Origin of the sequence: Pseudomonas sp. SWI36 (assembly GCF_002948105.1) — a bacterium.
Taxonomy (GTDB): domain Bacteria; phylum Pseudomonadota; class Gammaproteobacteria; order Pseudomonadales; family Pseudomonadaceae; genus Aquipseudomonas; species Aquipseudomonas alloputida.
In genome coordinates this window covers 6,145,750-6,172,256 of record NZ_CP026675.1, presented here as the reverse complement: position 1 = coordinate 6,172,256, position 26,507 = coordinate 6,145,750, and the positions used below count along the sequence as shown (strand labels likewise).

The window sequence follows — 26,507 nt, the reverse complement described above, 5'->3', positions numbered from 1 at the left end:
ACCAGCTGTGCAGCGCTGAGCTGGGCGTAGTCGGTGCTGGTGCGGATGCGGGCTTTGGCGGCTGCGGCTTTGTCGGCGTCGAGGGTGCCCTTGCTGACCTGGCGCTCGAGGTTCTTGCTCAAGGTGGCCACACCGCGCTCAAGCGCTGCGTCGGAAACATCCACCAGCAGCACCTGGTAGCCGGCAATGGCGCACACCTGGGCAATGCCGTTGCCCATGGTGCCCGCGCCGATCACGGCGATCTGTTCAATGCTCATGTGTCAGCCTCCCTCAGACGCGCTCGAACACGACGGCGATGCCTTGGCCACCGCCGATACACATCGTGGCCAGCGCGTAGCGGCCCTGGATGCGCTGCAGCTCATGGATGGCCTTGGGCGATGATTGCACCGGTGGCACCCACCGGGTGGCCCAGGGAAATGCCCGAACCGTTGGGTTGACCTTTTCCGGGTCGAAGCCCAGCTCGCGGGCCACGGCGCAGGCCTGGGCGGCGAAGGCCTCGTTGGACTCGATCACATCCAGGTCTTGCAGGTTCAGGCCGGTTTTTTCCAGCACTTTGCGGGTGGCCGGGATCGGCCCCAGGCCCATCAGTTCGGGCTCCACCCCGGCGTGGGCGTAGCCCACCAGGCGTGCCAGTGGCTTCAGGCCCAGGCGGCGCACCGCGTCACCGGTGGCCAACACCAGGCCGGCGGCGCCATCGTTGATACCGCTGGCGTTGCCGGCGGTGACGGTACCGTCTTTCTTGAATACCGGCTTCATACCGGCCAGTTGCTCGGCGGTTACATCAGCACGCACATGCTCGTCGACACTGAACTGCACGCTGCCCTTGCGGGTTTTCAGCTCCAGCGCAACGATCTGGCTGGCGAAGCGGCCCTCGGCAATCGCACGAGCGGCGCGGCGCTGGCTGGTCAGTGCCAGTTCGTCCTGCATTTCGCGGGTAATGCCGTACTTGGCCGAAACGTTCTCGGCGGTGATGCCCATGTGGAAGTGCTGGAACGGGTCCTGCAGCACGCCGACGGTATAGTCGATGCCTTGCAGGTCACCCATGCGTGCACCCCAGCGCGCTTGTGGCAGCAGGTAAGGGCCACGGCTCATGGACTCGGCGCCGGCCGCGACGGCCACATCGGTGTCGCCCAGCAACAGGCCCTGGGCCGCAGAGACAATAGCCTGCAGGCCAGACCCGCACAGGCGGTTGACGTTGAATGCCGGCGTTTCCTTGGGGATGCCAGCGTTCATTGCCGCTACCCGTGCCAGGTAGGCGTCACGCGGTTCGGTGGGGATTACCGTGCCCATCACCAGGTGGCCGACTTGCTCGGCGGCCAGGCCCGAACGCTCGATGGCGGCGCGGGTCACGGCGCTGGCCAGGTCGGCCAGCGGCAGGTCCTTGAGGGAACCGCCAAAGCCACCAATGGCTGAACGGACGGCACTGACGACGTAGATTTCTGCGCTGCTCATAAGGGCTCCGATTGCGAAGGCGTGGCGGGACCGGGCCAGGCTCTGCGAGAATGGTTGGCGGCCCCGAAGTGGGTTCGAGTCTAGGCAAAGGCTCTGTTGCAGCCTATGCCGAATCTGTTCAAACAACCTGGCACTTTTTGCCACTCAGCATAGACAGCGAAAACCGCCATGCGCGAAAGCGATTCAGTCGCCGTGTACTTCCTCAACGCCATGCTCCACGCCCTGCGCGACACCCCCGCCGAGCGTGATGCCCAGCTGCGTGCGGTGGGCATCGCCCCGCAGCTGCTCGATCAGCCGCAGGCGCGGGTGCCGGCCAAGGCGTTCGCCCAGCTGTGGCTGGCGTTGATCCAGCGCCTGGACGATGAGTTCTTTGGCCTCGACAGCCATGGCATGCCGCTGGGCAGTTTTGCCCTGATCTGCCGGGGGTTGATCCTCGAGCCAAACCTGGAAAAGGCCTTGCGCCAGTGCATGGGGGGCTTCGGCCTGTTCCTGCGTGACCTGCGTGGCAGCCTGACAGTACGTGGCGGCCGGGCGCTGATCAGCGTGCAGTCGAACATTGCCGACCCCTTGACCCGTGTCTATGCCGAGGAAACCTACCTGGTGCTGATGATCGGCATGCTGTGCTGGCTGGCCGGGCGACGGATTGCCATCGACCGCACGGAGCTCGCGGTGTCGCGCCCGGCCCAGGAGGACGACTTGCTGCTGTGGGGGCCGGACCTGCGCCTGGGCAGCGGACGCACCGAGGTGGAGTTCGACAGCGCTTACCTGCGCCTGCCGGTGGTGCAGGACCGTGCAGCCCTGAAGACCTTTCTGCGCAGTGCACCTCAAGGGCTGGTGATCCGCTTTCGCAATCAGAACGGGCTGGTGGCTGAGGTGTATCGGCACCTGCGGGCATTGCGCTATGGACAGTGGCCGACATTGGCCGCACTGGCGCAGCAACAGGGGATCAGTGCCAGTACCTTTCGCCGGCAGTTGGAGCGGGAGGGGCGTTCGTACCAGCAGATCAAGGATGAAGTGCGCCGGGCCATGGCCTTCGAACGGCTGCGCGACGGTGCGTTGAGCATTGCCGAAATTGCCGAGCAGGCGGGGTTTCAGGAACCGAGTGCGTTCCACCGGGCGTTCAAGAAGTGGACCGGGCAGAGCCCAGGGAGCTACCGGGCGCGGCTGGCCGGCCTGCGTTCTACCTGTAGGAGCGGGCATGCCCGCGAAGAAACCAACGCGGTGGATGGCACCGGCTCTGCCGGTGTTCGCGGGTAAACCCGCTCCTACAGGGCACGCACAGAATTGTAGGAGCGGGCTTGCCCGCGAAGAAATCCAACGCGGTGGATGGCACCGGCTCTGCCGGTGTTCGCGGGTAAACCCGCTCCTACAGGGCACTGGACACAGAATTGTGGGAGCGGGCATGCCCGCGAAGAAACCAACGCGGTGGATGGCACCGGCTCTGCCGGTGTTCGCGGGTAAACCCGCTCCTACAGGGCACAGAATTTGTGGGAGCGGGCTTGCCCGCGAATAGGCCAGCACAGGCCACCCGAAAGGATCAGGCCGGCACCATGGCAAAGCCGACGCCGAACCGGTTCCAGGCATTGATGGTGGCAATTGCCAAGGTCAGGTTGGCCACCTCGCCCGGCTCGAAGTGTTCCTGCAGGGCTTCATATTGCTCTTGCGGCGCACCCCGTTCAGGCAAGCGGGTCAGGCTCTCGACCCAGGCCAGGGCAGCACGTTCACGCGGCGTGAAATAGCTGGTGTCCTGCCACACGCACAAGGTCTGCAGGCGTGCTTCGGTCTCACCCGCCTTGCGCGCATCGTTGGCGTGAAGGTTGACGCAGTAGGCGCAGCCGTTGATCTGCGAAGCGCGCAGGCGTATCAGCTCCAGCAGCGAGTGTTCAAGGCCGCTGTTGGCCAGCGCCTGCTCCAGGCCGACCATGGCTTTGTAGGCTTGCGGCGCGTGTTTGGCCCATTCGATACGGTTGTGCATGGCAGTCTCCAGAAGTGTGGGGTGGACATGGCGCTACTGTAGCGCCGCTCATTGGCCACCCCGATAGCCAATTTTGCGCATAAGCGGGAGGCCAATCGTCCATTCAGGTGGCCACTGACCTGCATCCAATCTCTTCATTTCTGCCAGGCCAGCCGAGCCGGGATAATGGCCAGTTCCTGTTACAAGAGAACCGACTCACAATGAGCGCTGTACTGAACCTGTTGCTGGTGATCCTGCTGGCGTTGAACCTGCGGCCGATCCTGACCAGTATCGGCCCGTTACTCGAACCCATGCGCGCCAGCACCGGCCTGGGTTACCAGCAGGCGGCCTTGCTGACGGCGCTACCGGTGCTGTGCATGGGCCTGGTGCCCCTGTTGCAACCGTGGCTGCGACGCTGGGTCAGCGAGCATGGCGGCATGCTGGGGGGCCTGGCCGCGATTGCCCTGGCCTGCCTGTGGCGCCTGCAGCTGGACAGTGCCTGGGCGCTGATCGCCAGTGCGCTGGTCGCCGGCCTGGGCGTGGCGGTGGTGCAGGGCATGATGCCGGGGCTGGTCAACCGCTGGTTCCCCAGGCGTCTGGCCGGGGCGATGGGGCTGTACTCGGCAGCGCTGATGAGCGGCGGCGGCCTGGCTGCAGTACTCGGGCCACACATCAGCGGCCATTTCGGCTACTGGCAGGCGGGCCTGGGCGTATGGGCGGTCCCGGCCGTGCTGGCGGTGCTGGCCTGGGCCTTGCTGCGGCCAAGGCAGGAGGCGCCGAAGCTGGGAACGGTCACGGGCGGGCACTGGTTCGGCACCCGCCGGGCATGGTTGCTGGCCCTGTACTTCGGCCTGATCAACGGCGGCTACACCAGCATGGTGGCCTGGTTGCCGGCTTACCACATCGAGCATGGCGGCAGCGCTCAGGGCGGTGCCGACCTGGTGGGCCTGATGACCGTCTTCCAGGTGCTCGGTGCGCTCGGCCTGCCGCTGCTGCTGCGACGTTGGGCAGACAGGCGCCCGGGTTTGTGGCTGGCGCTGGCGATCCAGCTGGCGGGCTTCCTGGGGCTTTTGCTGGTACCTGCGGCGGCTTCCGGGCTTTGGGTCGCCATGATCGGCTTTGGCTTGGGTGCCTGCTTCAGCCAGTGCCTGACGTTGACCCTGGAACACCTGAAAACGCCTGCCGAAGCCGGCAGCCTGGCGGCGTTCGTACAGGGTATCGGCTTCATCATCACCGGCATCGTGCCGTATATCACGGGTTGGCTGCGGGATGTCAGTGGCGACTTCCAGGCTTCGTGGACGCTGTTGACCGTGACCGTGATGGCAATGCTGCTGGTGACCGCGTGCTTCAACCCGCGCAGCTATGCGGCGGCTATCGCCCGGCCGGCCGCCACCGGCAAGGCCGCACCGGTCAACTGAGGCGTTGCAGGGTATCGCGTACCCGGTCCAGCGCCGGGTCGATATCCAGCAGTTCGATGGCGCCGAAGCCCATCAATAGCCCCGGCCGTACCGGTGCCTCGCTGAAGAAGGGTGCCAGGGAATACAGGCCTACCTCTACCTTGCGCGCGAGGTTGGCCAACAACTCCACATCCACCCCGGGTTTGGCCAAGGCACTGAGGTGGAAGCCTGCGCTGGCGGGGATGGCGCTGAACCACGGTGCCAGATCGCCGCCCAGGCGCGCCAGGATGCGCTCGCGGCGTGCGCTGTAGACCTCGTGGCAGCGGCGGATGTGCTTGTTCAGGTGGCCTTCGCCAAGGAAGCGCGCCAGCGCCCACTGCAGCAGGGTAGGGCTGTGCCAGTCGCTGAGGTGCTTGGCCACGCAAGCGGCCTGCAGTACGGCAGGCGGTAATACGGCATAGCCCAGGCGCAGCTCGGGCAGCAAGGTCTTGGAAAAGGTCCCGACGTAGGCGACCAGCCCATGTCGGTCCAGACGCTGCAGCGCGTCCGAGGCTGGCCCGTGGTAGCGGAACTCACAGTCGTAGTCGTCTTCGATGATCAGTGCACCCAGCTCGGCGGCCCGCGCAAGCAGGGCATGCCGGCGTGGCTCGCTCATCGGCATGCCCAGCGGGAACTGGTGCGAGGGTGTTACGTAGATCAGCCGGGTGCCGTCGGCGATCTGTTCCACGCACAGGCCCTCATCATCCACCGGCACCGATTGCAGGCGTGCCCCCAGGGCCAGGAACAATTGCCGTGCCGGCGGGTAGCCAGGATCTTCCATGGCCACCTGGCAGCCCGGCTCGACCAGCACCCGGGCGATCAGGTCCAGCGCCTGCTGGGCGCCGTTGCACACCAGCAGGTCGGCTGCGCTGCAGTGCACCCCGCGCGAGTAGGCGATGTGGTGGGCAATGGCTTCGCGCAGTTCCGGCAAGCCCTGGGCCGGGAATTGTCGCTCGGGGTGGCGCTGGCTACGGCGCAGGGCGTAGTTCAGGCAACTGCGCCACTGGTCGAACGGGAACTGTGCCTTGCTCGAAGCACCCCCGACGAAGTCATAGCGCGATGGCGCCTGCAACTGGCGTTGGCTGAGCACGGTGGCGCGCTGCTGCCAGCGCTCGAGTGAGGCGGCGCCGGCCAGGGGTATGGTGGCTGATTCGTTACTGCGCAGCGGATGGCGTGGGGTGACGAATGTGCCACGGCCGACCACGCCGCTGAGCAGGTTATCGTAGGTCAGCCGCGAATAGGCCTCGGCCACAGTCTTGCGCGATACGCCCAGTTGTTCAGCCAGCAGACGGGTAGGCGGCAGTTGGGAGCCGGCGGCCAGGTGGCCGCTATCGATACCGTCGCGCAGTTGCTGGTAAAGCTGATCGGCCAGGCCTTTGCGGCCCTCCAGGCGAATGTGCAGTTCCATGGGCGGGTCCGGAGCGGAGGATTGCTCAGGATAGCGGATTGGCTGCGACTCAGGTGCTTGTCACAGGCTACGAAGAGGCCGAGCCAACCGCTCAGAGCCGAGCGGTGCTGACGGTGATATAGCCTTTTTCTGCCAGGGCAATGCGTATCACGGTTTCATCTTCCGGCGCGTTGCGGTTGCGCTTGATGCGCACGCCTTCAACCGTCGAAGCTTTCATATGCTCTGAAATGGCCCGCCCGTTCGCGTCGAAGAACACCTCGCTGGCCAGCAACTCGATGCGTTCGATCAATTGCCGGGAATGTTCATCGGTGGCGCAGAAGAACATGACCCCCGACAAGTGCGGGTCGTTGTCGGGGTTGGTCATGTCATGGGCCAGCATTTCGCGCAGGCTGCTGCGCAGTTCGGCGATGGGGCGGGCGTACGGGTGCATGCGGAGCCTCCTCTGGATCGCGACCTTGTGTCCTCCAGTGCCGATCATGTTTTCTGTGGGCAGAGGCAGCAAGTAGGGCGCTTCTGAGGGCGGCGTAGGAAACGTCTTAAGATGCTGGGAGGTGGTCGAACCTCAGGGTCTACAAGGCAGCAGCCCCCGCCTTGGCCACCTGGGCATCCTGTTCGGATTTGACGCCGGATACACCAATGGCGCCCACCACCTGGCCTTCCACCCGCAGCGGCACGCCACCTTCAAGGCTGGTCAGCAGGGGGGCGGTCACGAATGCCGTACGGCCGCCATTGACCATCTCTTCATAATCCCGCGTCTCTTTGCGCCCCAGTGCGGCGGTGCGGGCCTTTTCCAGCGCGATGTAGGCACTGGCCGGCGCACAGCCGTCCACGCGTTCCAGGGCCAGCGGGTGGCCGCCGTCGTCGACCACGGCGATGGTCACGCTCCATTGTCGGGCCTGGGCTTCCTGGCGGGCGGCGGTCAGTACGCGGGCGATTTCGGTCTGGCCGATAACGAACTTGCTAAGCATGGGCGGGCTCCGGGTTCAAGGCTGCTTCGACGATTTCGACCCAGTGGCGCACGGGCGTGCGTCCAGCTCCGTCGAGGTGGGCCTGGCAGCCTATGTTGGCTGTGGCAATGAGGTGCGGTTTACCGCTTTCCAGCGCATTCAGACGATTGTCGCGAAGTTGCAGTGACAGTTCTGGCTGGGTCAGCGAATAGGTCCCCGCCGAGCCGCAGCACAGGTGGCCATCGGGCACCGAGGTCAGGGTAAAGCCAAGCCGCGTCAGCAACGCTTCCACCGCGCCGCCCAGTTTCAGGGCGTGCTGCAGGGTGCATGGGCAGTGGAAGGCCAGGCGCTGTTTGGCGCACAAGGCCAATTGTTCGATCGGCTCATCGCGCAGGATTTCCACCAGATCGCGGGACAGGGCGCTGACCCGGGCGGCCTTGGCAGCGTAATGGGGGTCTTTTTCCAGCAGGTGGCCATAGTCGCGGACAAACGCACCGCAGCCGCTGGCGGTCTGCACGATAGCCTCGGCACCCGCTTCGATGGCGGGCCACCAGGCGTCGATATTGCGCCGCGCCCGCTGCAGGCCTTGCTCCTGGGCATTCAGGTGATAGTCCACCGCGCCACAGCATCCGGCCTGCAGGATTGGTTGCACACTGATGCCCAGGCGGTCGAGCAGCCGCGCAGCCGCGGCATTGGTATTGGGTGACAGGGCCGGCTGCACGCAGCCTTCCAGCATCAGTACCCGGCGCGCATGGCGCACTGCCGGACGCTGGCCGGGTGTGGTGACCTGCGCCGGCAACTTGCGTTTGACCGAGGCCGGTAGCAGCGGGCGCAGCGCCTGGCCGCTGCGGGTCAGGGCCTTGAACAGTGCCGGGCGCGGCACCACCGCACGCAGGCCCAGGCGCAACAGGCGCTGGCCGAGTGGGCGTGGCACCTGCTGCTCGACCACTGCGCGGCCGATGTCCAGCAGATCGTGGTACTTCACCCCCGATGGGCAGGTGGTTTCGCAGTTGCGGCAGGTCAGGCAGCGGTCCAGGTGCAATTGGGTGCTGGCGGTGACCGGCTCGCCTTCGAGCATCTGCTTGATCAGGTAGATGCGCCCGCGCGGGCCGTCCAGTTCGTCGCCCAGCAACTGGTAAGTGGGGCAGGTGGCGGTGCAGAAACCGCAATGTACACAAGTGCGCAGGATGCGCTCGGCTTCGTCGGCGCGGGCCAGGCGGCGCGATGTTTCGCTAAGGTTGGCTTGCATGGGCTGGCCTCACAGGTCCGGGTACAGGCGACCAGGGTTGAACACCCCCTGGGGATCGAGCTGCTGCTTGAGGGCGCGGTGATAGCGCATCAGTGCAACCGGCAGCGGCGGGCTGCTGGCTGCACCGGGGGCGTAGCAGGTGGCGTGGCCGCCCACCTTGGCGACCTGGTCGCGAATGGCCTGCGCCGGTGCGCAGGTCTTGAGCCAGCGCTGGGCACCCCCCCAGTCGATCAGTTGCTGGCCGGGCAGGTCCAGCTCGCCGGTGACGGTGGGTACGGACAGGCGCCACAGGGGGGCGGCGTCGGCAAAGAACGCCAGGCGCTGTTCGCGCAGGTCGCTCCAGAAGCGGTTATCGAGCGTGTCGCCCCCCAGCCGCTGGCGTGCCGACTGCACCGACCCTTCGCCGCCTTCCAGGCGCAGGTACAGCGTTTCGCCTTCATGGCAGGCGGCGCTGATCGGCAGCGGTTGCTGGCCCCATTCGGCCAGCTCGGCCAGCGCTTCATTGCGGCCCATCGCCAGGCGCAGGCTCAGGCATAGGCGAGGCCGTGGCAGCACTTTCAGCGAAACCTCGGTCAGCAGCCCCAAGCATCCGAAGCTGCCCGCCATCAGGCGTGACACATCGTAGCCGGCGACGTTCTTCATCACCTCGCCACCAAAGCGCAGCAGCTTGCCGTGGCCGGTGATTACCCGTGTACCCAGTACAAAGTCGCGCACCGACCCGGCCCACGGCCGTCGCGGGCCAGACAACCCGGCCGCAACCATGCCGCCCAAGGTGGCCTCGGGGCCCAGGTGGGGAGGTTCGCAGGGCAGCATCTGGCCGGCCTCGTGCAGGGCTGCCTCGATCTCGCGCAGGGGGGTACCGGCGCGGGCCGTGAGTACCAGCTCGGTGGGGTCGTAGCTGACAATGCCGCGGTGGTTGCGGGTGTCGAGTACTTCGCCGGCCACCGGGTTGCCGAGCATCGCTTTGCTGTTGCTGCCCTGGATACGCAGCGGCGTACCTTCGTTCAGCGCCTGGTTGACCTGCTCCAACAGCGTCTGGCTCATGTCGCGGTCCATGCTCATCAGAAGCGCTCCAGCTCGGGGAAGGGCAGTTGCCCCTGGTGCACGTGCAGGGCGCCGAATTCGGCGCAGCGGTGCAGGGTGGGAATGTTCTTGCCGGGGTTGAGCAGGCCCTGGGGGTCGAAGGCGGCCTTCACCGCGTGGAACAGGGTAATTTCGTCGCTGTTGAACTGCGCGCACATCTGGTTGATCTTCTCGCGCCCCACGCCGTGTTCACCGGTGATGCTGCCGCCCACCTTCACACACAGCTCCAGAATCTTGCCGCCGATCGCTTCGGCACGCGCCAGCTCGCCGGGCAGGTTGGCATCGAACAGGATCAACGGGTGCATGTTGCCGTCGCCGGCATGGAACACGTTGGCCACCCGCAGTCCATACTCTGCGGACAGGTCGCTGATGCCCTTGAGCACCCGTGGTAACTCGCGGCGCGGAATAGTGCCGTCCATGCAGTAGTAGTCCGGGGAGATGCGCCCCACGGCCGGGAAGGCGTTCTTGCGCCCGGCCCAGAAGCGAACGCGCTCGGCTTCGTCACAGGCCAGGCGCACCTCGCGGGCCCCGGCTTGCGTCAGCACGGCGGCGACGCGCTCGCAGTCGTCGTGAACATCGGCTTCCACGCCATCCAGTTCGCACAGCAGGATCGCCGCCGCGTCCACCGGGTAGCCGGCATGGATGAAGTCTTCAGCGGCGCGGATCGCCAGGTTGTCCATCATCTCCAGGCCGCCGGGAATGATGCCGGCAGCGATGATGTCGGCGACTGCCCGGCCGGCGTCCTCGACGCTGTCGAAACTGGCCAGTATCACCCGCGCCACCTGGGGCTTGGGCAGCAGTTTGACGGTGACTTCGGTGACGATACCGAGCATGCCTTCGGAGCCGGTGAACAATGCCAGCAGGTCGAAGCCGGGGCTGTCCAACGCATCGCTGCCCAGGCTCAGGCGTTCGCCCTCGACCGTAAGGATGTCCACCTTGAGCACATTGTGTACGGTCAGGCCGTACTTGAGGCAGTGCACGCCACCGGCGTTTTCGGCGACATTGCCACCGATTGAGCAGGCAATTTGCGAGGAAGGGTCTGGTGCGTAGTACATGCCATGGGGTGCGGCGGCCTGGGAAATGGCCAGGTTGCGTACGCCCGGCTGCACGCGGGCGTAGCGCCCCTGCGGGTTGACCTCGAGGATACGGTTGAAGCGCGCCATCACCAGCAGGATGCCCTTGGCCAGCGGCAGGGCACCACCGGACAGGCCGGTACCGGCGCCACGCGCAACCACCGGTACGCCGCGCTGGTGGCAAAGCTTCAGCAGCGTCTGCACCTGTTCCAGGCGCTCGGGCAGTACCACCAGCAGTGGCACGGTGCGGTAGGCCGACAGGCCGTCGCATTCGTACGGTTTGAGGTCTTCGTCGCGGTGCAGGATTTCAAGGTCCGGCAGTGCATCGCGCAGCGCCTGCAACAGGGCGGCCAGGTCCACGTTGGGCAGCGCGCCATCGACGCGTTCGTCATACAGGATATTCATTGGCTCACTCGCAACGGTTTTTGTTGTTGTTGGCGAAGCGGTCACCGATGCAGCGTGCGCGTGCTAGCGTTCGGGGTCGAGTGAGATGTTGACTGGTCCTACCAGTTTCTTCGGGCAGTACTGTCTATTCACGGTTCTGTCTGGCTAGATTGGCGCTATAAGTCAAAGTGGTCCTACCAGCAGGAGTGTGCGCAGTGGGTACTGAAGGCAAGGCCAAGGTCGCCGACCAGGTGGCCGAACGGGTCGAGCGGCTTATCGTCGAAGGCGTGCTCAAGGTGGGCCAGGCACTGCCGTCGGAGCGGCGGCTGGTGGAAAAGCTTGGCTGTTCACGTTCGGCCTTGCGCGAGGGCCTGCGCGTTCTGCGTGGGCGCGGCATCATCGACACCGAACAGGGGCGGGGTTCGTTCGTCGCCGATCTCACCGGGCAGGCGGGTGCTACGCCTTTGATGCACCTGTTCAGTTCGCAACCGCGCACGCTGTTCGACCTGCTGGAGGTCCGGGCGTTGCTGGAGGCTGAGTCGGCGCGGCTGGCGGCGTTGCGGGCTACCGACGTCGACCGCCTGCTGATCCGCCGGCGCTACGAAGAAATGCTGGCTGCGCACGAGGCTGCGCAGGCGCTCGATGCCCGTGAGCATGCCCGCCGTGACCATGCCTTTCACCGGGCGATCAGTGAGGCGTCGCATAACCCGGTGCTGGTGCATACCCTGCAATCGCTCAGTGACCTGACGTTGAGCACTGTGTTTGCTTCGGTCAACAACCTGTATTGCCGGCCAGCGCAGAAACGCCAGATTGATCGGCAGCATGCGCGCTTGTATCGCGCGGTCATGGAGCAACTGCCCGAGCAGGCGCAGCGGGCAGCGCGTGAGCATATCAATGGCATACGCGACAGTTTGCGGGAGATCGAGCAGGAAGAGCAGCGCCTGGTCAGGGCGACCATGCGTATGGATGGCTGGGGGTGAAGCGGCCCTGTAGCGGCCCTCTCGCGTCTGGGCGCCGCGAGAGGGCCGGTAAAGGTCTACTCAATGGTCAGCCACAGGGTCATCTTGCGACAGGATGGCCCGGGCCAGCTCTTCATCATTGGCCTGCAGCCCTGGATGGTCCTTGCGGGCCTGTTCAAGCGCCGACTCCACATAGGCGCCGCGGATGGCACCGCCGCTGGCGACGAACGCTGAAAGTTCGTCACGGGCCGGGATGATCCGTTTGTCGTCCTTGAAGGTCGAATACAGCGAAGCGGAGATACCGGCCGAGGTGGCGACGTCGCCCGCATCGACGCGGGCCAGGGCAGCACCGGCAGGCATCAGGAGCAGCAGCGCAGGGGCGAGGAGTAGGTGGCGCATGTCGTGTTCTCCAGTAACGTGAAGCACAGGGAAATAAACCACTCAGTGTCTAAGACGGCGGAGGCGTTGGGGTAGTTCCCTTATCCTGGCTGGAGGGTGTCGGGGATAAGGTGCACCTGCCGCTGACGATGTGGCTGAACTGGCGGTTTTCAAGCTGGCGACGGAGCGTGTCATGGATTGACCGCGTCGGGACGCGCGTGATTTGCTTGGGTGGATGGTGCTTCGCGGGCAAATCCGCAGAGGGCCCTGCCGATCATTCAAAGGAAACTGAAGGTTCGCCCATGTCCGACTACAAGCTGCACTGCTTCGCCGAATCCGGTAACGCCTACAAGGCTGCGCTCATGCTTGAACTCACCGGCCAGAACTGGCAGCCGGTGTTCGTCGACTTCTTCCATGGCCAGACGCGTGAGCAAACCTGGCGCGATGAGGTGAACGAGCAGGGCGAGGTGCCGGTGATGGAACACGCTGGCAAGCGCATCACCCAGTCTGCGCTGATCCTCGAATACCTTGCCGAACAGACCGGCCAGTTCGGGCCTCGCGATGAAGATGAAAAGCGTGAGATCTGGCGCTGGATGCTGTTCGACAACCATAAGTTCACCAGCTATTACGCTGCGCTGCGCTTTCTGTTCTGCCTGAAGAACACCGGCGAAACCGATGTGACGCGGTTCCTGCGCGAGCGTGCCACGGCGGCTTACCGTATTGTCGACGCGCACCTGGCGAAGACGCCATTCATGGTCGGTGGCCGGTTGACCATCGCCGACCTGTCGTTGGCCGGGTATGTGTTCATGCCGGAAGACACCGGTATCCCGTTGGCAGCGTTCACGCACATCGAGGCCTGGAAAGCCCGTATCCAGGCGCTGCCGGGGTGGAAACACCCGTATGAGCTGATGCCGCGCACGGCATCCTGACCCATTCGCGGCTAAAACCGCCACCACGGCGGCCCGGCGAAATCATGTGTGTGGCACACCCCGAGTGGGTGCGCCGCCCGCATACTCCGGCTTCAGGTGCCCTTGCTCGTCCAGCAGATAAGCATCCATCACTTCCCGCACCACCGGCCCTGCGACCCGGCCTCCAGCCTCACCGTTCTCGATCATGACCGCCACCACCACACTGGGGTGCTCAGCCGGAGCAAAGCCGACAAACAGGGCGTTGTCGCGGTGGCGCTCCAGGGTCTTGTTGCGGTTGTAACGCTCACCCTGTTTGATCGCCACCACCTGCGCGGTACCACTCTTGCCGGCGATCCGATACTGCGCGCCTGCTGCTGCGGCGCGGGCAATGCCGCGCGGGTCGTGCATGACCATCTGCATGCCCTGGCTGACCTGGTCCCAGGCATGCTTGTCGTGCAGCACGATGTCGGGCATGGGGTTTGGGTCGATCGGCGTATCGCCACCCACGGTCATGGCCAGGTGCGGGCGGTGCCACACGCCCTTGCTTGCCAGCAGGCTGGTGGCCTGGGCCAGCTGCAGGGGGGTGACCTGCATGTAACCCTGGCCAATGCCAAGGATCAGCGTCTCGCCCGGGAACCAGGCCTGGCGTCGTGTGGCGCGCTTCCACTCGGCCGAGGGCATCAGCCCGGAGGCTTCCTCGAACATGTCCAGCGACACCTTCTGGCCCAGGCCGAACTCGGCCATGTAGTCGTGCAGGCGGTCGATGCCCAGCTTGTGCGCCAGGTCGTAGAAGTAGGTGTCGTTGGAGCGCATGATGGCGGTGTACATGTCCACCCAGCCGTCGCCGCTGCGGTTCCAGTTGCGGTACTTGTGGTCATAGTTGGGCAGTTCGTAGTAGCCCGGGTCGAACACCCGGCTGCCAGGGGTGATCACCCCGCTGTCGAGGCCAGCGATGGCCACTTCAGGCTTCACGGTCGAGCCGGGCGCATACAGGCCGCGCAGGACGCGGTTGAACAGTGGGCGGTCGATGGAGTCGCGCAGCGCGGCATACTGCTTGAAGCTGATGCCCTTGACGAACAGGTTGGGGTCGAAGCTGGGGTTGCTGACCATCGCCAGTACGTCACCATTGGCCGGGTCCAATACCACCACCGAGCCACGGCGGTCACCCAGCGCTTTTTCTGCGGCTATCTGCAAATGGGCGTCCAGGGTGAGGACTATATCCTGCCCAGGGGTCGGGTCCTTGTGGTTGAGCACGCGCATCACCCGCCCCTGAGCGTTGGTCTCGACCTCTTCGTAGCCCACGTGGCCATGCAGCTGGCTTTCGTAGAAGCGCTCGATGCCGGTTTTGCCAATCGATTGGGTGCCGCGGTACTCAGTGCTGTCGAGCGTCTTGGCTTCTTTCTCGTTGATGCGCCCCACATAGCCCACTGAATGCGCGAAATGCCCGGCCAGTGGGTACTCGCGGATGAACTGCGGCTCCACCTCCAGGCCCGGCAGGCGGAACTGGTTCACCGCTACCAGGGCGATCTGCTCCTCGCTCAGGCCCACCATAAGGGTCACGGGCTCGAACGGTTTGCGGCCACGGCGCAGGTCCTTGTCGAACTGCTTACGGTCGTCTTCGGTCAGGCCCAGCACCTGCGTCAGGGTGTCGAGCACCTTGGCCGAGTCGCCGCCGGCCCGCTCCCGGGTCATGGTCAGGTCGAAGCTGGGCTTGTTGTCGGCCAGTACCACGCCGTTGCGGTCGTAGATCAGCCCGCGTTCGGGGGCGATGGGCAGCACGTGCACGCGGTTGTTTTCCGACACGGCCGTTTGTTGGTCGTGCTGCAGCACTTGCAGCACATAGAGCCGGCCTACCAGGACAGCACACAGGCCGAACACCATGGCAGCGCAGGCCAGAAGCCGACGGTTGACCAGGTGCTTTTCCTTTTCGTGGTCCTTTAGTGGGATGGGTTGCGGCATCTGTGAATCGATCCTGAGGGGTGGCAATACGCGCGCGATCGGGCCGCGGATGCTACGCAACCCGTACTGCCCCCTCAAGACGAGCCCCGGCTGCCCGCTGGCTGGCATCGGCTGTGTGCCCCATGATCAGGGCGCTGAGGGGGAATATGAAGATTTGTTCATTGCGGAGTCATAATGGCGAGTCAGGGGTGGTTTTTGATGATTTGTGGATCCACAAATCGATTCTGTTCGGTAACCGAACATCAAGTTTCGTTGGTTGTAAATTTATAAGCTATTGAATTTATTTATAAAAAATATGCTTTTTGCTAGCGATGAACTGAAATTGCTCGCGCCTGATTGATAGGCAGTGGTTTCGTCACGTTGTCTGTGGATCCATTATCTGGTTGATTAGCGTCTGACAACGGCCGGAGCCCTCCTGCCGTATGCGATAACAATTACAAAAAGGGTCCAGTCATGAATGGCTATCCAGCGGCACTGAACCGTCAGGGTTCCTCCCGTTGCGCCTGCGCGTGCGCATCGTTCCTCTCGCCTTTGGCCAAGCCTGGCCGGCAGGTGACCCCATGAATACCGATCTCAAGCAACGTCTGGACAACGACCCGATGGGTCGCTTTCAGTGCCTGGCCATTGGTATTTGCATCATCCTCAACATGATCGATGGCTTCGACGTGCTGGTCATGGCCTTCACCGCTGCCTCGGTGTCTGCCGAGTGGAACCTGAACGGGGCGCAGGTAGGGCTTCTGCTCAGTGCCGGCTTGTTCGGTATGGCGGCCGGGTCACTGTTTATCGCGCCGTGGGCTGACCGTTTTGGCCGACGCCCGCTGATCCTGCTGTGCCTGGCGCTGTCCGGTATCGGCATGCTGCTCTCGGCACTGAGCCAGAGCCCGTTGCAACTGGCGCTGCTGCGTGGCCTGACCGGGCTGGGCATCGGTGGCATCCTGGCCAGCAGCAATGTGATTGCCAGTGAATATGCCAGCAAACGCTGGCGCGGCTTGGCGGTGAGCCTGCAGTCCACTGGCTATGCGCTGGGTGCGACCCTGGGCGGTTTGCTGGCGGTATGGCTGCTGGGGCATTGGGGCTGGCGCTCGGTATTTCTGTTTGGCGGCATCGTCACCGTACTGGTGATCCCGCTGGTACTGCTGTGGTTGCCAGAGTCGCTGGACTTTCTGCTGGCACGCCGGCCGGCCAATGCTCTGGCCCGGGTCAACCGCCTGGCCGTGCGCCTCGGCCAGCCGGCATTGGCGCAACTGCCGGCTGTTGCCGCAAGGGCAGAGGGTGCCAAAACCGGGTTCAGGCAGCTGCTGGCGCCGGCCATGCGTCGCACCACGCTGGTGATCTGGTTGCTGTTCTTCCTGGTCATGTTCGGCTTCTACTTCGTGATGAGCTGGACGCCGAAACTGTTGGTGGCCGCCGGCTTGTCGGCCCAGCAAGGCATCACCGGCGGCGTGCTGTTGAGCGTGGGCGGCATCGTTGGCGCGGCGCTGATCGGCGGCCTGGCTTCGCGCTGGCCACTGACTCGCGTGCTGGCGTTGTTCATGCTCATCACCGCCGCGCTGCTGGTGCTGTTCGTGGCCAATGGTGCCTCGGTCACTGCGGCGCTGGCGTTGGGCCTGCTGATCGGGCTGTTTTCCAACGGCTGCGTGGCTGGGCTGTATGCCTTGTCGCCGGTGGTCTATGACGCATCGGTACGCGCCACCGGTGTGGGTTGGGGGATCGGCATCGGCCGCATGGGCGCGATCCTGTCGCCGACCGTGGCTGGCGTGCTGCTCGATGGTGGCTGGCAACCCCTGCATCTTTATGGCGTGTTCGCCAGCGTGTTCGTGCTTGCCGCAGGTTGCCTGCTGCTGTTGCGCCCAACGGCCAAGCCTGCGTCTGCCTTGCCTGCTGATGCACTGAGCCACTGAGTGCAACCCGGCCTGGCCGGGTATCTGAATGCAACTTACTGCTCCGGGTCATGCTGGCCTGGGGCGGTCTGCTGCGCCTATTGAACGTGGAGAACAATAATAATGATGGACACAACCTGCACGCTGGCCCGTTCGGTCCTGGCTGTTTCGCTGGCGTTTGGCCTTGGTTTGCCGGCCTGGGCGCAAGAGGGGGGCTTCTTTGAAGATGCCAAGGGTGGGCTGACATTGCGCAACTACTACTTCAACCGCGATTTCCGCGACCCGGGGGCCGCCAAGGGCAAGGTTCAAGAATGGGCCCAGGGTTTCATCTTCAAGTTCAGCTCTGGCTACACCCCGGGGCTGATCGGTTTTGGCCTGGACGGTATCGCCCTGTTCGGCGTGAAGCTGGACAGCGGCGGCGGTACCAGCGGCTCAGAACTGTTGCCGGTGCACGATGACGGGCGAGCGGCCGACGACTATGGTCGGGCCGGGCTGGCGGCGAAGCTGCGTATGTCCGCGACCGAGCTGAAGGTGGGGGAGTTGTTGCCGGATATTCCACTGCTGCGTTACGACGATGGCCGTCTGCTGCCGCAGACCTTCCGTGGTGCCATGCTCGACTCGCGGGAAATCGAAGGCCTGAGCCTGCAGGCCGGCCAGTACCGCGAGGTGAGCCTGCGCCACTCTTCGGACATGCAGGATCTATCTGCCTGGGCCGCGCCCGGGGTCACCTCGGACGGCTTCAACTACGCCGGCGCCGAGTACCGCTTCAACCAGCAGCGAACACTGATCGGCGCCTGGCACTCGCAGTTGGAGGACATCTACCAGCAAAGCTACTTCAACCTGCTGCACAGTCAGCGGGTAGGGGAGTGGACGTTGGGAGCCAACCTTGGCTACTTCATCGACCGGGATGACGGACAGGCGCGCATCGGCGACATCCAGAGCCGCACCGGTTACGCCTTGCTGTCAGCTTCGCACAGTGGCCACACGCTGTACCTGGGGTTGCAGAAGGTCAGTGGCGACAGTCAGTGGATGTCGGTTTACGGCAGCAGTGGGCGAACCCTGGGCAACGACATGTTCAACGGCAACTTCAGCAATGCTGACGAGCGTTCGTGGCAAGTGCGTTATGACTACAACTTCGCCGCGCTCGGTGTGCCAGGGCTGCTGGCCATGGTGCGGTACGGGCATGGCGAGAACGCCACCACGGCGGCGGGCAGCAATGGCAAGGAGTGGGAGCGCGATGCCGAGGTGAACTACACCTTCCAGAGCGGGGCTTTGAAGAACCTCAACATCCGGCTGAACAACGCGACCAACCGGCGCAGCTTTAACAGCGACTTCGACCAGACGCGCCTGATCGTCAGCTACCCGTTGACCTTGTAGGGGCGGGTTCACCCGCGAACACCGGCGCAGCCGGTGCCATGTTCCGCGTTGCCTGCTTCGCGGGTAAACCCGCTCCTACATTTACGGCGCATGTCTTGAGACAGGTTGGTTTCTTGGCGCGCGCTCTCCCCGTAGGAGCGGGTTCACCCGCGAACACCGGCGCAGCCGGTGCCATGTTCCGCGTTGCCTGCTTCGCGGGTAAACCCGCTCCTACATTTACGGCGCATGTCTTGCGCCAGGTGGGTTTCTTGGCGCGCGCGCGCCCCCGTAGGAGCGGGTTCACCCGCGAACACCGGCGCAGCCGGTGCCATGCACCGCGTTGCCTGCTTCGCGGGTAAACCCGCTCCTACATTTACGGCGTATGTCTTGCGCCAGGTTGGTTTCTTGGTGCGCGCCCCCCGTAGGAGCGGGTTCACCCGCGAACACCGGCGCAGCCGGTGCCATGTTCCGCGTCGCCTGCTTCGCGGGTAAACCCGCTCCTACAACAGGCCTGCAGCAACCCCTCGGCTTGCGCTAAGATGCCCGTTCATGTCTTTGGAAGTCGCCTGGATGAGCAAACCCGGTCAGATGGTGCTGGTTGCGCTGCGCAAGATGATCGCTTCGGGCGAGCTGGCGGCCGGCGAACGCTTGATGGAAGTCCCAACCGCTGAACTGTTCGGCGTTTCACGCATGCCGGTGCGCATGGCATTTCGTACCCTGGAACAGGAAGGCCTGCTGGTGCGCTTTGGCGGCCGGGGGTTTCAGGTGCGCTCGGTTAGCGCCGATGACATCGCAGGTGCGGTCGAGGTGCGCGGTGTGCTGGAGGGGTTGGCTGCTCGTCAGGCCGCTGAGCGTGGCTTGTCGGTGCAAGCACGCGCTGCGCTGCAACAGTGCCTGGTCGACGGCGATCAGCTGTTCGACAAGGGCTTTGTGAGCGAAGACGACTTGCAGGTCTATCACGACCTGAACATGCGCTTTCATCAGGTGATCATCGACGCCAGCCACAACCCGGCCATTGCCGTTGCCCTGGCGCGCAACGACCACCTGCCATTCGCCTCGGTCACCGCACTGGCGGTGGACCGCCATGATCTGGCTCGCGAATACCGGCGCTTCAACTTCGCCCACATGCAGCACCACGCCGTGTTCGACGCCCTGGTCAACCGCCAGGGTGCCCGCGCCGAAGCGATCATGCGCGAGCACGCCAATGCCACCTTGCGCTATGCCGAAACCTTTGGTGGGGCAGCGGCGGACGCGGGCATGAAAGTCATCCTGCCCTCGTCGTAAGCCGGATCAGATATCCAGCACCAGCAGCGGCGTCTTCGAGCGCGAGCAGCAAGGCGTGAACTGATCGTTCAGGGCCTGTTCCTCTTCGGTGAGAAACAGATCGCGATGGTCCGGTGTGCCCTGCAGCACGCGTGTCAGGCAGGTGCCGCAAATACCCTGCTCGCACGACATGGCGATCTCGATACCGTTCTCTTCCAGCACCTGCACCACGGTCCGGTCGGCTGGCACCTCGAACACCTGGCCCGTGCTGCCCACCTGCACCGAGAAACTGCCATCGTTGCTGGCATCCACCGGTGCTGCGGCGAAGTACTCGCGGTGCAGGTTGGCCTCCTGCCAGCCCAAGCCCTTCGCGCTGTCCAGCACATGCTGCATGAACCCGCCCGGCCCGCATACATACAGGTGCACATCATCTTGCGGGTTGCCCAGCACCTGGGCGATGTCCAGCGCCGTTTCCGGCTGCTCGTCAAAATGCACGAACAGCCGATCAGCGAACGGCGCGCTGCGGATCCGCTCGACAAACGCCGCACGTTCGCTGGAGCGGGCACAGTAGTGCAGCTCGAAGGCCTGGCCGCTGTGGGACAGCTGCTCGGCCATGCAAAGGATTGGGGTAATGCCGATGCCGCCAGCAAACAGCAAACTGCGCTGCGCACCCTCGGCCAGCGGGAACAGGTTGCGCGGCGCACTGATACGCAGCCGGGCACCGGCCCGCACCTGCTCGTGCAGGCTACGTGAGCCGCCCCGCGAAGCCGGGTCGTTGAGTACGCCAATCAGATAGCGATGGCGTTCTTCGGGGTGGTTGCACAGCGAATACTGGCGCACCATCCCGTCGGGCAGGTGCACGTCGATATGGGCGCCGGCGCTGAACGCCGGCAGCAGGCTGCCATCTGCCGCTGCCAGCTCGAAGCTGCAGATACCCTGCGCTTCATCGTTACGGGATACCACTACGGCATCGATCATGTCGGCTGTTCCTCAGGCAGGGGTGGCGCTGGTGGCGATCAGTTGTGGCTGCGGCGCCCGCTCTTTGGCGATGATCCGCTCCAGCACTTTGCGTGACTGCACGCCGCCGGCATCGATGTTCAGCTTCAGCAAGTTGCGCTCGGGGTAGGCCAGCAGGTTTTGCTGCTGACGTTCGAGCATTTCCAGGTCTTCGCTGAAAATCTTGCCCTGGCCCTCACGAATGTTGTCGGTCAGGGTCTGGTCGTGCGCAGCGAAGTTGCGCGCCATGCCCCAGAAGTACCAGATAGAGGTATCGCTTTCCGGGGTGATGAAGTCGACCACGATGCTCGACGCCTTGTGCTGGGCCTCGGCGTGGTAGCCGCCCTTGCCGGCATGCGCTACACCCACTTCGATCAGCACATGGCTAGGTGGGGTGAAACGGCAGATCTGCCAGCGGTCCACTGGTACATCGTCGGCCAGGCCATTGCCACGCAAGGCCATGCGCCAGAACGGCGGCGCCATGATGTTTTCCATGTGCCGGGCGGTGACCACTTCGTCTCCGGTGACGGTGGTGACCGGCGGTGCCTCGTCGATCTCCTTCTGGCCGATGCTGGAGGCGTGCACATAGGTTTCATGGGTGAGGTCCATGAGGTTGTCGATCATCAGGCGGTAGTCGCAACCGATGTGGAACAGCCCGCCGCCGTAGGCCCACTCATCACTCACCGCCCATTCCAGATGCGGAATCAGCGCCGGGTCGGCCTGCGCCTGGTCACCGGGCCAGACCCAGATGAAGCCATAGCGCTCGACGGCCGCAAAGGTCTTGTTGCAGGGGAAGCCACGCACCCGTTGGCCCGGCATCGACACGGTCTTGCCGTCGCAACCCATCACCAGGCCGTGGTAGCCGCACACCAGGTTGCCGTCCTCGACATAGCCCAACGACAACGGTGCGCCGCGGTGCGGGCAGAAGTCCTCGACGGCGGCTACTTGGTTCTCGCGGGCGCGGTAGAACACGATTTTTTCCCCGCAGATCTGGCGGCCCAGGGGTTTGGTGGCGATCTCATCGGGGGTGCAGGCGACGTACCAGGTGTTTTTGGGGTACATGGGAGGCTCTCCGGGTTTTGTTTTTATTTAATGGATCCATTAAGGCTGCGGTCGGCGTGGTAGGTCAATGCATTTTGCTTGGTAAGTGCGGATTCTGTGCGATTATCGGTTTTTAGTGGATCCATTGATGGTACGCCCTCTGCGATTCGAGGGGGCGGCCGCAGCGGCACGTCGTCTGAACAGGAAGGCACCGGCGAGATCGATCAATGTGGCCGGTGCGGGAGCAGGCCTGGCCGAACCTGCTATGCCTAAAGGGACACCCAACCCATCAAGGCCACTCGATGCTAGCCATCGAACAACTCTACAAATCATTCCCCACCCCCCAAGGCCCGCTCCCCATTTTGCAGGGGGTGGACATGCGCCTGGCGCGGGGCAGCAGCCTGGCGCTGATGGGCGAGTCGGGCAGCGGCAAGAGTACTTTGCTGCACCTGGTGGCTGGCCTGGACCGAGCGGACAGTGGCCGTATTCTGATCGACGACGTTCCGCTCGATGGCCGTTCGGAAGCGTCGCTGGCGCAGTGGCGGCGGGAGGGGATCGGCCTGGTGTTTCAGCAGTACAACCTGATCAGCAGCCTGGACGTGGGCCTGAACCTTACCTTCCAGGCCCGTCTCGCCGGGCGGCATGACCCGCATTGGGCGGCTTACCTGGCGCAGCGCCTGGGCCTGGCGGACCTGCTCGGGCGTTACCCGGAACAACTGTCTGGCGGCCAGCAGCAGCGGGTCGCGATCGGCCGTGCGCTTGCCGGGCGCCCGGCCTGGCTGTTGGCTGACGAACCGACCGGCAGCCTCGATGAAGCCAGCAGTGACGAGGTGCTGAGTTTGTTGCTGCAGTTGGTCGCCGAAGCCGGCAGCGGGGTACTGATGGTGACCCACAGCCCGCGGCTGGCGGCGCGTTTGCAGCACCGTTGCTACCTGCAGGCCGGCCGTGTGCGGCCCGAGCAGGGCTGATGAAGCTTTTGTCGCTGGCCCTGTTGGCGCTGCTCAGCCACTGGCGGCGCCATCGTGTGCAGTGCTTCAGCATCTTCACTGGCCTGTGGCTGGCCACGGCGCTGTGGACCGGTGTGCAGGCATTGAACAGCCAGGCACGCAGCGACTATGCCCGGGCCAGCGCGGTATTGACCGGGCCGTTGCAGGCGCAACTGATCGCGCGCAATGGCGAGCGCTTCGATCAGGCGTTGTACGTGCAACTGCGCAGGCAGGGCTGGGCTGTTTCGCCGGTGCTGGAAGGGCGCTTGCGCTTGCCGGGCGAGCCCGCACGCAGTGTGCGACTGATCGGCATCGAGCCGTTGAGCCTGCCGCCTGCCAGCAGCATTGCCGGGGTGCAGGTGCAGGCATTCGACCTGCAAGCGTTCATCGGCTCGCCCGGGCAAGCCTGGGTTGGGCCAGACACCTTGCGTCAACTGAACACAAGCCCCGGGCAGCCGACCCGCGACAGTGAAGGGCAGTTGCTGCCGCCTATGGTTTTGCAGCCTGCGCTGGCACCCGGGGTCATCGTGGTGGACATCGGCCACGCGCAGACGTTGCTGAACGCACCGGGGCAGTTGTCTCGTCTGCTGCTGGCCGATACGCCCGGGCCGTTGCCTGCAGATATCGCCCGCTACCTTGAACTGCAGCCGCGGCAGGATGATGGTGGCTTGCAGCGCCTGACCGACAGTTTCCACCTCAACCTGACCGCGCTCGGCCTGCTGGCGTTCGTCGTCGGCTTGTTCATTGCCCACGCCGCAATCGGTCTGGCGCTGGAGCAGCGCCGTGGGCTGATCCGCAACCTGCGCGCGTGCGGCGTCAGCCTGAAGACCCTGCTGGGTGCCCTGGTGCTGGAGCTGGGCCTGTTCGCGGCACTGGGTGGGCTGGCCGGGGTGGCCAGTGGTTACGCATTGGCCGCGTGGCTGCTGCCCGACGTGGCCGCCAGCCTGCGTGGCCTGTATGGCGCCCAGGTCGCCGGCACGTTGAGCCTGCCGGCGGGCTGGTGGCTGCTGGGTGTGCTGGTGAGTGTCCTCGGGGCATTGCTGGCCGGCCTGCAGAGTGTAATGCGCGCTGCCCGGTTGCCTCTGCTGGCGCTGGCGCAACCCCAGGCCTGGCGACTGGCGCAGGGGCCATGGTTGCAACGGCAGGCTTTGCTAGCGGGCCTGCTGCTGTTGCTGGCCTTGGGCTGTGGTGTCTTCGGGGCTGGCCTGCTTGGCGCGTTCGCCATGCTGGCAGGGTTGCTGCTGGCGGCGGCGCTGCTGTTGCCGGCGTTGCTCGATCGGGTACTGGCCTGGCTGGCGCGTCGTTGCCACCGGCCATTGGCGCAATGGTTCGTGGCTGACAGCCGCCAGCAGTTGCCAGCGCTGAGCCTGGCGTTGGTCGCCCTTTTGCTGGCCCTGGCTGCCAGTGTTGGCGTGGGCAGCATGACCGAGGGGTTTCGCAAGACGTTTGTCGGTTGGCTTGACCTGCGCCTCTCCGCCGACCTGTATGTCACCCCGCGGGACACGGCCCAAGGCTTGCAGATAGTCGGGTGGCTCAAGCAGCAACCTGTGGCCAGCGTGGTCCTGCCCGGCTGGCGTGCAGACATGCAGCTGCAAGGTTGGCCGGTGCAAGTGCAGGGCATTGTCGATCACCCCGCCTATCGAACGCGTTGGCCATTGCTGGAACAGCATTCGCGCGCCTGGCAGCAACTGGCCAGCGGACAAGGCGTGATGCTCAGTGAGCAGTTGGCCAGGCGATTGAACCTGCAACTGGGAGACAGCCTGAAGCTGCCCGCAGACACGCCAGCCATGCCCGTGGTGGGGATCTATGCCGATTACGGCAACCCCAAGGGGCATGTACTGGTCAATGCCGACTGGTTGCGCGCCCACTGGCCACAGGCAACCCTGGCCGGCTTGAGTGTCGACCTGAGCGCTGAAGGGGGGGCATCGCTCAAGGACGCGCTGCAACGGCACTTTGCCCTGGATGACAGCCGGGTGGTCGAGCAGGCGCGCCTGAAACGCTGGTCGACCGACGTGTTCAACCGCACCTTTGCCGCCACCGCAGCCCTCAACAGCCTTACCCTTGGCGTGGCCGGTGTGGCGTTGTTCATCAACCTGCTGACCCTGGGCCAGGCCCGGCTGGGCCAGTTGGCACCGCTGTGGGCGCTGGGGGTGCGGCGCATGCAACTGGTCTGGCTGAGCCTGGGACAGACACTCATGCTCAGCAGCTTCACCGTGCTGCTGGCAATTCCGCTTGGGCTGCTGCTGGCCTGGTGCCTGGTCGCGGTGGTGAACGTGCAGGCCTTCGGCTGGCGGTTACCGCTCTATGTGTTCCCCATGCAACTGCTGCAGTTGACCGTGCTGGGCATGCTCACCAGCCTGTTGGCCTGCGCCTGGCCGCTGTGGCAGCTGGCGCGCCGCCAGCCGCGCGAACTGTTGAGGCCGTTGTCCGATGAAGCTTAATGCGTGGCTGTTGCTGAGTGGTTTGTTGTGCGGCTGTGATCAGCCTGCACCGCAGAGCTATGCCGGGCTCGGGCAGCAGGCTGGCGAGTTCAGCCAGGTGGCCCGCGATCATCGTCTGGTCTTCCCGCATGACCACGGCCCCCACGACGGCTTTCGTATCGAGTGGTGGTATGTCACCGCCAACCTCGAGGACGCCCAGGGCCGTGACTGGGGCGCCCAGTGGACACTGTTCCGCTCGGCCTTGCGCCCCGGTCCGGAGACCAGTGGCTGGAACAGCCCGAACCTGTGGATGGGGCATGCAGCACTGACCGGGCCGGGTGGCCATCAGGCTGCTGAAACCCTGGCGCGGGGGGGGATCGGCCAGGCCGGCGTGCAGGCCCAGCCGTTTCGCGCATGGATCAATGACTGGGTGTTGCAGGGCCAGGGCGGTATTGAACAGCTACAGATGGTCGCAAGTGGCGATGGTTTTCGCTATGACCTGCAATTGCACAGCGATCTTCCCTTGGTGCTGCATGGTGAACAGGGCTACAGCGAAAAATCAGGCAAGGGCCAGGCTTCGTACTATTACAGCCAGCCGTTCTATCAGGTCCAGGGGCAGGTCCAGCGTGGCAGCTTGTGCATCGCGGTTACCGGGCAGGCCTGGCTGGACCGGGAATGGAGCAGCCAGCCGCTGGCACCCGGGCAGACCGGCTGGGACTGGTTTTCCCTGCACCTGGACAGTGGCGCCAAGCTGATGCTGTTCCAGGTGCGGGAGGCCCACGGGGAACCGTATCGCGCCGGAACCTGGGTAGGGCCACAAGGGGACGTGGTGGCACTGGACGCCGCACAGATCAAGCTGCAGGCGCTGGCCTGGTCCGCGCAGAAAAACGGCAAGCAGGTGCCGACGCGCTGGCGGGTGCAAGTGCCGGAGCATGGGGTGGATGTGCAGGTCGATGCCGTTGAGCCGCAGGCGTGGATGCAGACACGGTTCCCGTATTGGGAAGGGCCGGTACGCTTGAACGGGAGTGCGGGCGGGCGCGGGTATCTGGAGATGACCGGTTACTAGGCGCTGTGTGTAAAGTCTTGAGACGAAGAGCTGGTTAGCCGGCGAGTTAGCATGCAAGCCTCAGCCAGCCATACCCATATCACACGATGCGCTGAGCCCACTTTCCGGCATAGGCACTGTCGACAAACAGGGTATTCACTGACGGGTACCTGCTCATCAATGAAGCTCAGGAAGAATTGGCTGTTTTAATTGGGGGGGTATTATTTTCTGGACTTGCCTTTGGTGGGTTTAGATTAATTGATATTTGTACGGCGGTGGTCCGCGCGGTCTGTTGGTTAAATTCGTTGATATGGATCAATGCATTGCTGG

At 64.6% G+C, this 26,507-nt stretch carries 22 protein-coding genes and 1 pseudogene; 10 read left to right on the top strand and 13 right to left on the bottom strand.

What is annotated here, in order from left to right; genetic code table 11:
- Positions 1–65: 65 nt before the first annotated feature.
- Positions 66–218, bottom strand: a pseudogene (locus C4Q27_RS30120) (3-hydroxyacyl-CoA dehydrogenase NAD-binding domain-containing protein); the annotation flags it as partial.
- 52 nt (positions 219–270) lie between these two features.
- Positions 271–1,452 (bottom strand): acetyl-CoA C-acyltransferase family protein, encoded by a 1,182-nt coding sequence (locus tag C4Q27_RS29210; RefSeq protein WP_256599910.1) that lies wholly within the window; start codon positions 1,450–1,452, stop codon positions 271–273.
- Between the two features lie 168 nt (positions 1,453–1,620).
- On the opposite strand from C4Q27_RS29210, the gene C4Q27_RS29205 reads away from it, so the two are divergent.
- Positions 1,621–2,709, top strand: coding sequence for an AraC family transcriptional regulator (locus C4Q27_RS29205; protein ID WP_104886204.1), 1,089 nt, complete (start codon positions 1,621–1,623; stop codon positions 2,707–2,709).
- A 280-nt stretch (positions 2,710–2,989) separates the two neighbouring features.
- On the opposite strand, the gene C4Q27_RS29195 is transcribed toward C4Q27_RS29205, so the two are convergent.
- On the bottom strand, positions 2,990–3,427 hold the full coding sequence (locus C4Q27_RS29195) for a carboxymuconolactone decarboxylase family protein (protein WP_064493037.1): 438 nt from the start codon (positions 3,425–3,427) through the stop codon (positions 2,990–2,992).
- A gap of 200 nt (positions 3,428–3,627) precedes the next feature.
- Between C4Q27_RS29195 and C4Q27_RS29190 the strand changes: the two genes are divergently transcribed.
- Positions 3,628–4,824: a CynX/NimT family MFS transporter gene (locus C4Q27_RS29190; RefSeq protein WP_104886202.1), complete on the top strand. Its 1,197-nt coding sequence runs from the start codon at positions 3,628–3,630 to the stop codon at positions 4,822–4,824.
- Here the strand turns inward: C4Q27_RS29190 and C4Q27_RS29185 are convergent.
- The 6 genes from C4Q27_RS29185 to glcD form a co-directional block, all read right to left on the bottom strand.
- Positions 4,817–6,250: a PLP-dependent aminotransferase family protein gene (locus C4Q27_RS29185; RefSeq protein WP_104886201.1), complete on the bottom strand. Its 1,434-nt coding sequence runs from the start codon at positions 6,248–6,250 to the stop codon at positions 4,817–4,819. The genes C4Q27_RS29190 and C4Q27_RS29185 overlap by 8 nt on opposite strands.
- 91 nt (positions 6,251–6,341) lie before the next feature.
- Positions 6,342–6,680 carry a hypothetical protein gene (locus C4Q27_RS29180; RefSeq protein WP_012051955.1) on the bottom strand — a complete coding sequence of 113 codons (339 nt, stop codon included), beginning with the start codon at positions 6,678–6,680 and terminating at the stop codon, positions 6,342–6,344.
- A gap of 139 nt (positions 6,681–6,819) precedes the next feature.
- A complete protein-coding gene (locus C4Q27_RS29175) occupies positions 6,820–7,218 on the bottom strand; it encodes a heme-binding protein (RefSeq protein ID WP_064493040.1) in 399 nt (132 codons plus the stop codon).
- Positions 7,211–8,446: a glycolate oxidase subunit GlcF gene (glcF, locus tag C4Q27_RS29170; protein WP_104886200.1), complete on the bottom strand. Its 1,236-nt coding sequence runs from the start codon at positions 8,444–8,446 to the stop codon at positions 7,211–7,213. Before glcF ends, C4Q27_RS29175 begins: the two co-directional genes overlap by 8 nt.
- A gap of 9 nt (positions 8,447–8,455) precedes the next feature.
- Entirely contained in the window at positions 8,456–9,508 is a 1,053-nt protein-coding gene (gene glcE / locus C4Q27_RS29165; protein ID WP_104886199.1) for a glycolate oxidase subunit GlcE, read from the bottom strand.
- Complete coding sequence (gene glcD / locus C4Q27_RS29160; RefSeq protein ID WP_064493043.1) at positions 9,508–11,007, bottom strand: glycolate oxidase subunit GlcD; 1,500 nt, start codon at positions 11,005–11,007, stop codon at positions 9,508–9,510. The genes glcE and glcD overlap by 1 nt, the downstream gene beginning before the upstream one ends.
- 194 nt (positions 11,008–11,201) lie before the next feature.
- On the opposite strand from glcD, the gene glcC reads away from it, so the two are divergent.
- Entirely contained in the window at positions 11,202–11,966 is a 765-nt protein-coding gene (gene glcC, locus C4Q27_RS29155; RefSeq protein ID WP_049586553.1) for a transcriptional regulator GlcC, read from the top strand.
- A gap of 60 nt (positions 11,967–12,026) precedes the next feature.
- Here glcC and C4Q27_RS29150 read toward each other — a convergent pair whose 3' ends face one another.
- Positions 12,027–12,344 carry a DUF2388 domain-containing protein gene (locus C4Q27_RS29150; RefSeq protein ID WP_003256154.1) on the bottom strand — a complete coding sequence of 106 codons (318 nt, stop codon included), beginning with the start codon at positions 12,342–12,344 and terminating at the stop codon, positions 12,027–12,029.
- A 281-nt stretch (positions 12,345–12,625) separates the two neighbouring features.
- Between C4Q27_RS29150 and C4Q27_RS29145 the strand changes: the two genes are divergently transcribed.
- On the top strand, positions 12,626–13,252 hold the full coding sequence (locus tag C4Q27_RS29145; RefSeq protein WP_064493045.1) for a glutathione S-transferase family protein: 627 nt from the start codon (positions 12,626–12,628) through the stop codon (positions 13,250–13,252).
- Between the two features lie 42 nt (positions 13,253–13,294).
- Here C4Q27_RS29145 and mrdA read toward each other — a convergent pair whose 3' ends face one another.
- A complete protein-coding gene (gene mrdA, locus C4Q27_RS29140; RefSeq protein ID WP_104887825.1) occupies positions 13,295–15,190 on the bottom strand; it encodes a penicillin-binding protein 2 in 1,896 nt (631 codons plus the stop codon).
- A 560-nt stretch (positions 15,191–15,750) separates the two neighbouring features.
- Between mrdA and C4Q27_RS29135 the strand changes: the two genes are divergently transcribed.
- The 3 genes from C4Q27_RS29135 to C4Q27_RS29115 all read left to right on the top strand — a co-directional run bounded on the left by C4Q27_RS29135 (position 15,751) and on the right by C4Q27_RS29115 (position 19,710).
- Positions 15,751–17,091, top strand: coding sequence for an MFS transporter (locus tag C4Q27_RS29135; protein WP_104887824.1), 1,341 nt, complete (start codon positions 15,751–15,753; stop codon positions 17,089–17,091).
- A gap of 102 nt (positions 17,092–17,193) precedes the next feature.
- Positions 17,194–18,447 carry an OprD family porin gene (locus C4Q27_RS29130; protein ID WP_104887823.1) on the top strand — a complete coding sequence of 418 codons (1,254 nt, stop codon included), beginning with the start codon at positions 17,194–17,196 and terminating at the stop codon, positions 18,445–18,447.
- Between the two features lie 549 nt (positions 18,448–18,996).
- Positions 18,997–19,710, top strand: a complete 714-nt coding sequence (locus tag C4Q27_RS29115; RefSeq protein WP_003256147.1) for a GntR family transcriptional regulator — start codon at positions 18,997–18,999, stop codon at positions 19,708–19,710.
- 6 nt (positions 19,711–19,716) lie between these two features.
- Here the strand turns inward: C4Q27_RS29115 and C4Q27_RS29110 are convergent, their stop codons facing one another.
- Positions 19,717–20,667: a PDR/VanB family oxidoreductase gene (locus C4Q27_RS29110; RefSeq protein WP_104887821.1), complete on the bottom strand. Its 951-nt coding sequence runs from the start codon at positions 20,665–20,667 to the stop codon at positions 19,717–19,719.
- 12 nt (positions 20,668–20,679) lie between these two features.
- Positions 20,680–21,747: an aromatic ring-hydroxylating dioxygenase subunit alpha gene (locus C4Q27_RS29105; protein WP_104887820.1), complete on the bottom strand. Its 1,068-nt coding sequence runs from the start codon at positions 21,745–21,747 to the stop codon at positions 20,680–20,682.
- Between the two features lie 281 nt (positions 21,748–22,028).
- Between C4Q27_RS29105 and C4Q27_RS29100 the strand changes: the two genes are divergently transcribed.
- The 3 genes from C4Q27_RS29100 to C4Q27_RS29090 are packed head-to-tail and all read left to right on the top strand — an operon-like array spanning position 22,029 to position 26,198.
- On the top strand, positions 22,029–22,694 hold the full coding sequence (locus C4Q27_RS29100; RefSeq protein ID WP_010954570.1) for an ABC transporter ATP-binding protein: 666 nt from the start codon (positions 22,029–22,031) through the stop codon (positions 22,692–22,694).
- Positions 22,694–25,153 carry an ABC transporter permease gene (locus C4Q27_RS29095; protein ID WP_104887819.1) on the top strand — a complete coding sequence of 820 codons (2,460 nt, stop codon included), beginning with the start codon at positions 22,694–22,696 and terminating at the stop codon, positions 25,151–25,153. Before C4Q27_RS29100 ends, C4Q27_RS29095 begins: the two co-directional genes overlap by 1 nt.
- Complete coding sequence (locus C4Q27_RS29090) at positions 25,143–26,198, top strand: lipocalin-like domain-containing protein (protein ID WP_104887818.1); 1,056 nt, start codon at positions 25,143–25,145, stop codon at positions 26,196–26,198. The genes C4Q27_RS29095 and C4Q27_RS29090 overlap by 11 nt, the downstream gene beginning before the upstream one ends.
- Positions 26,199–26,507: the final 309 nt, after the last annotated feature.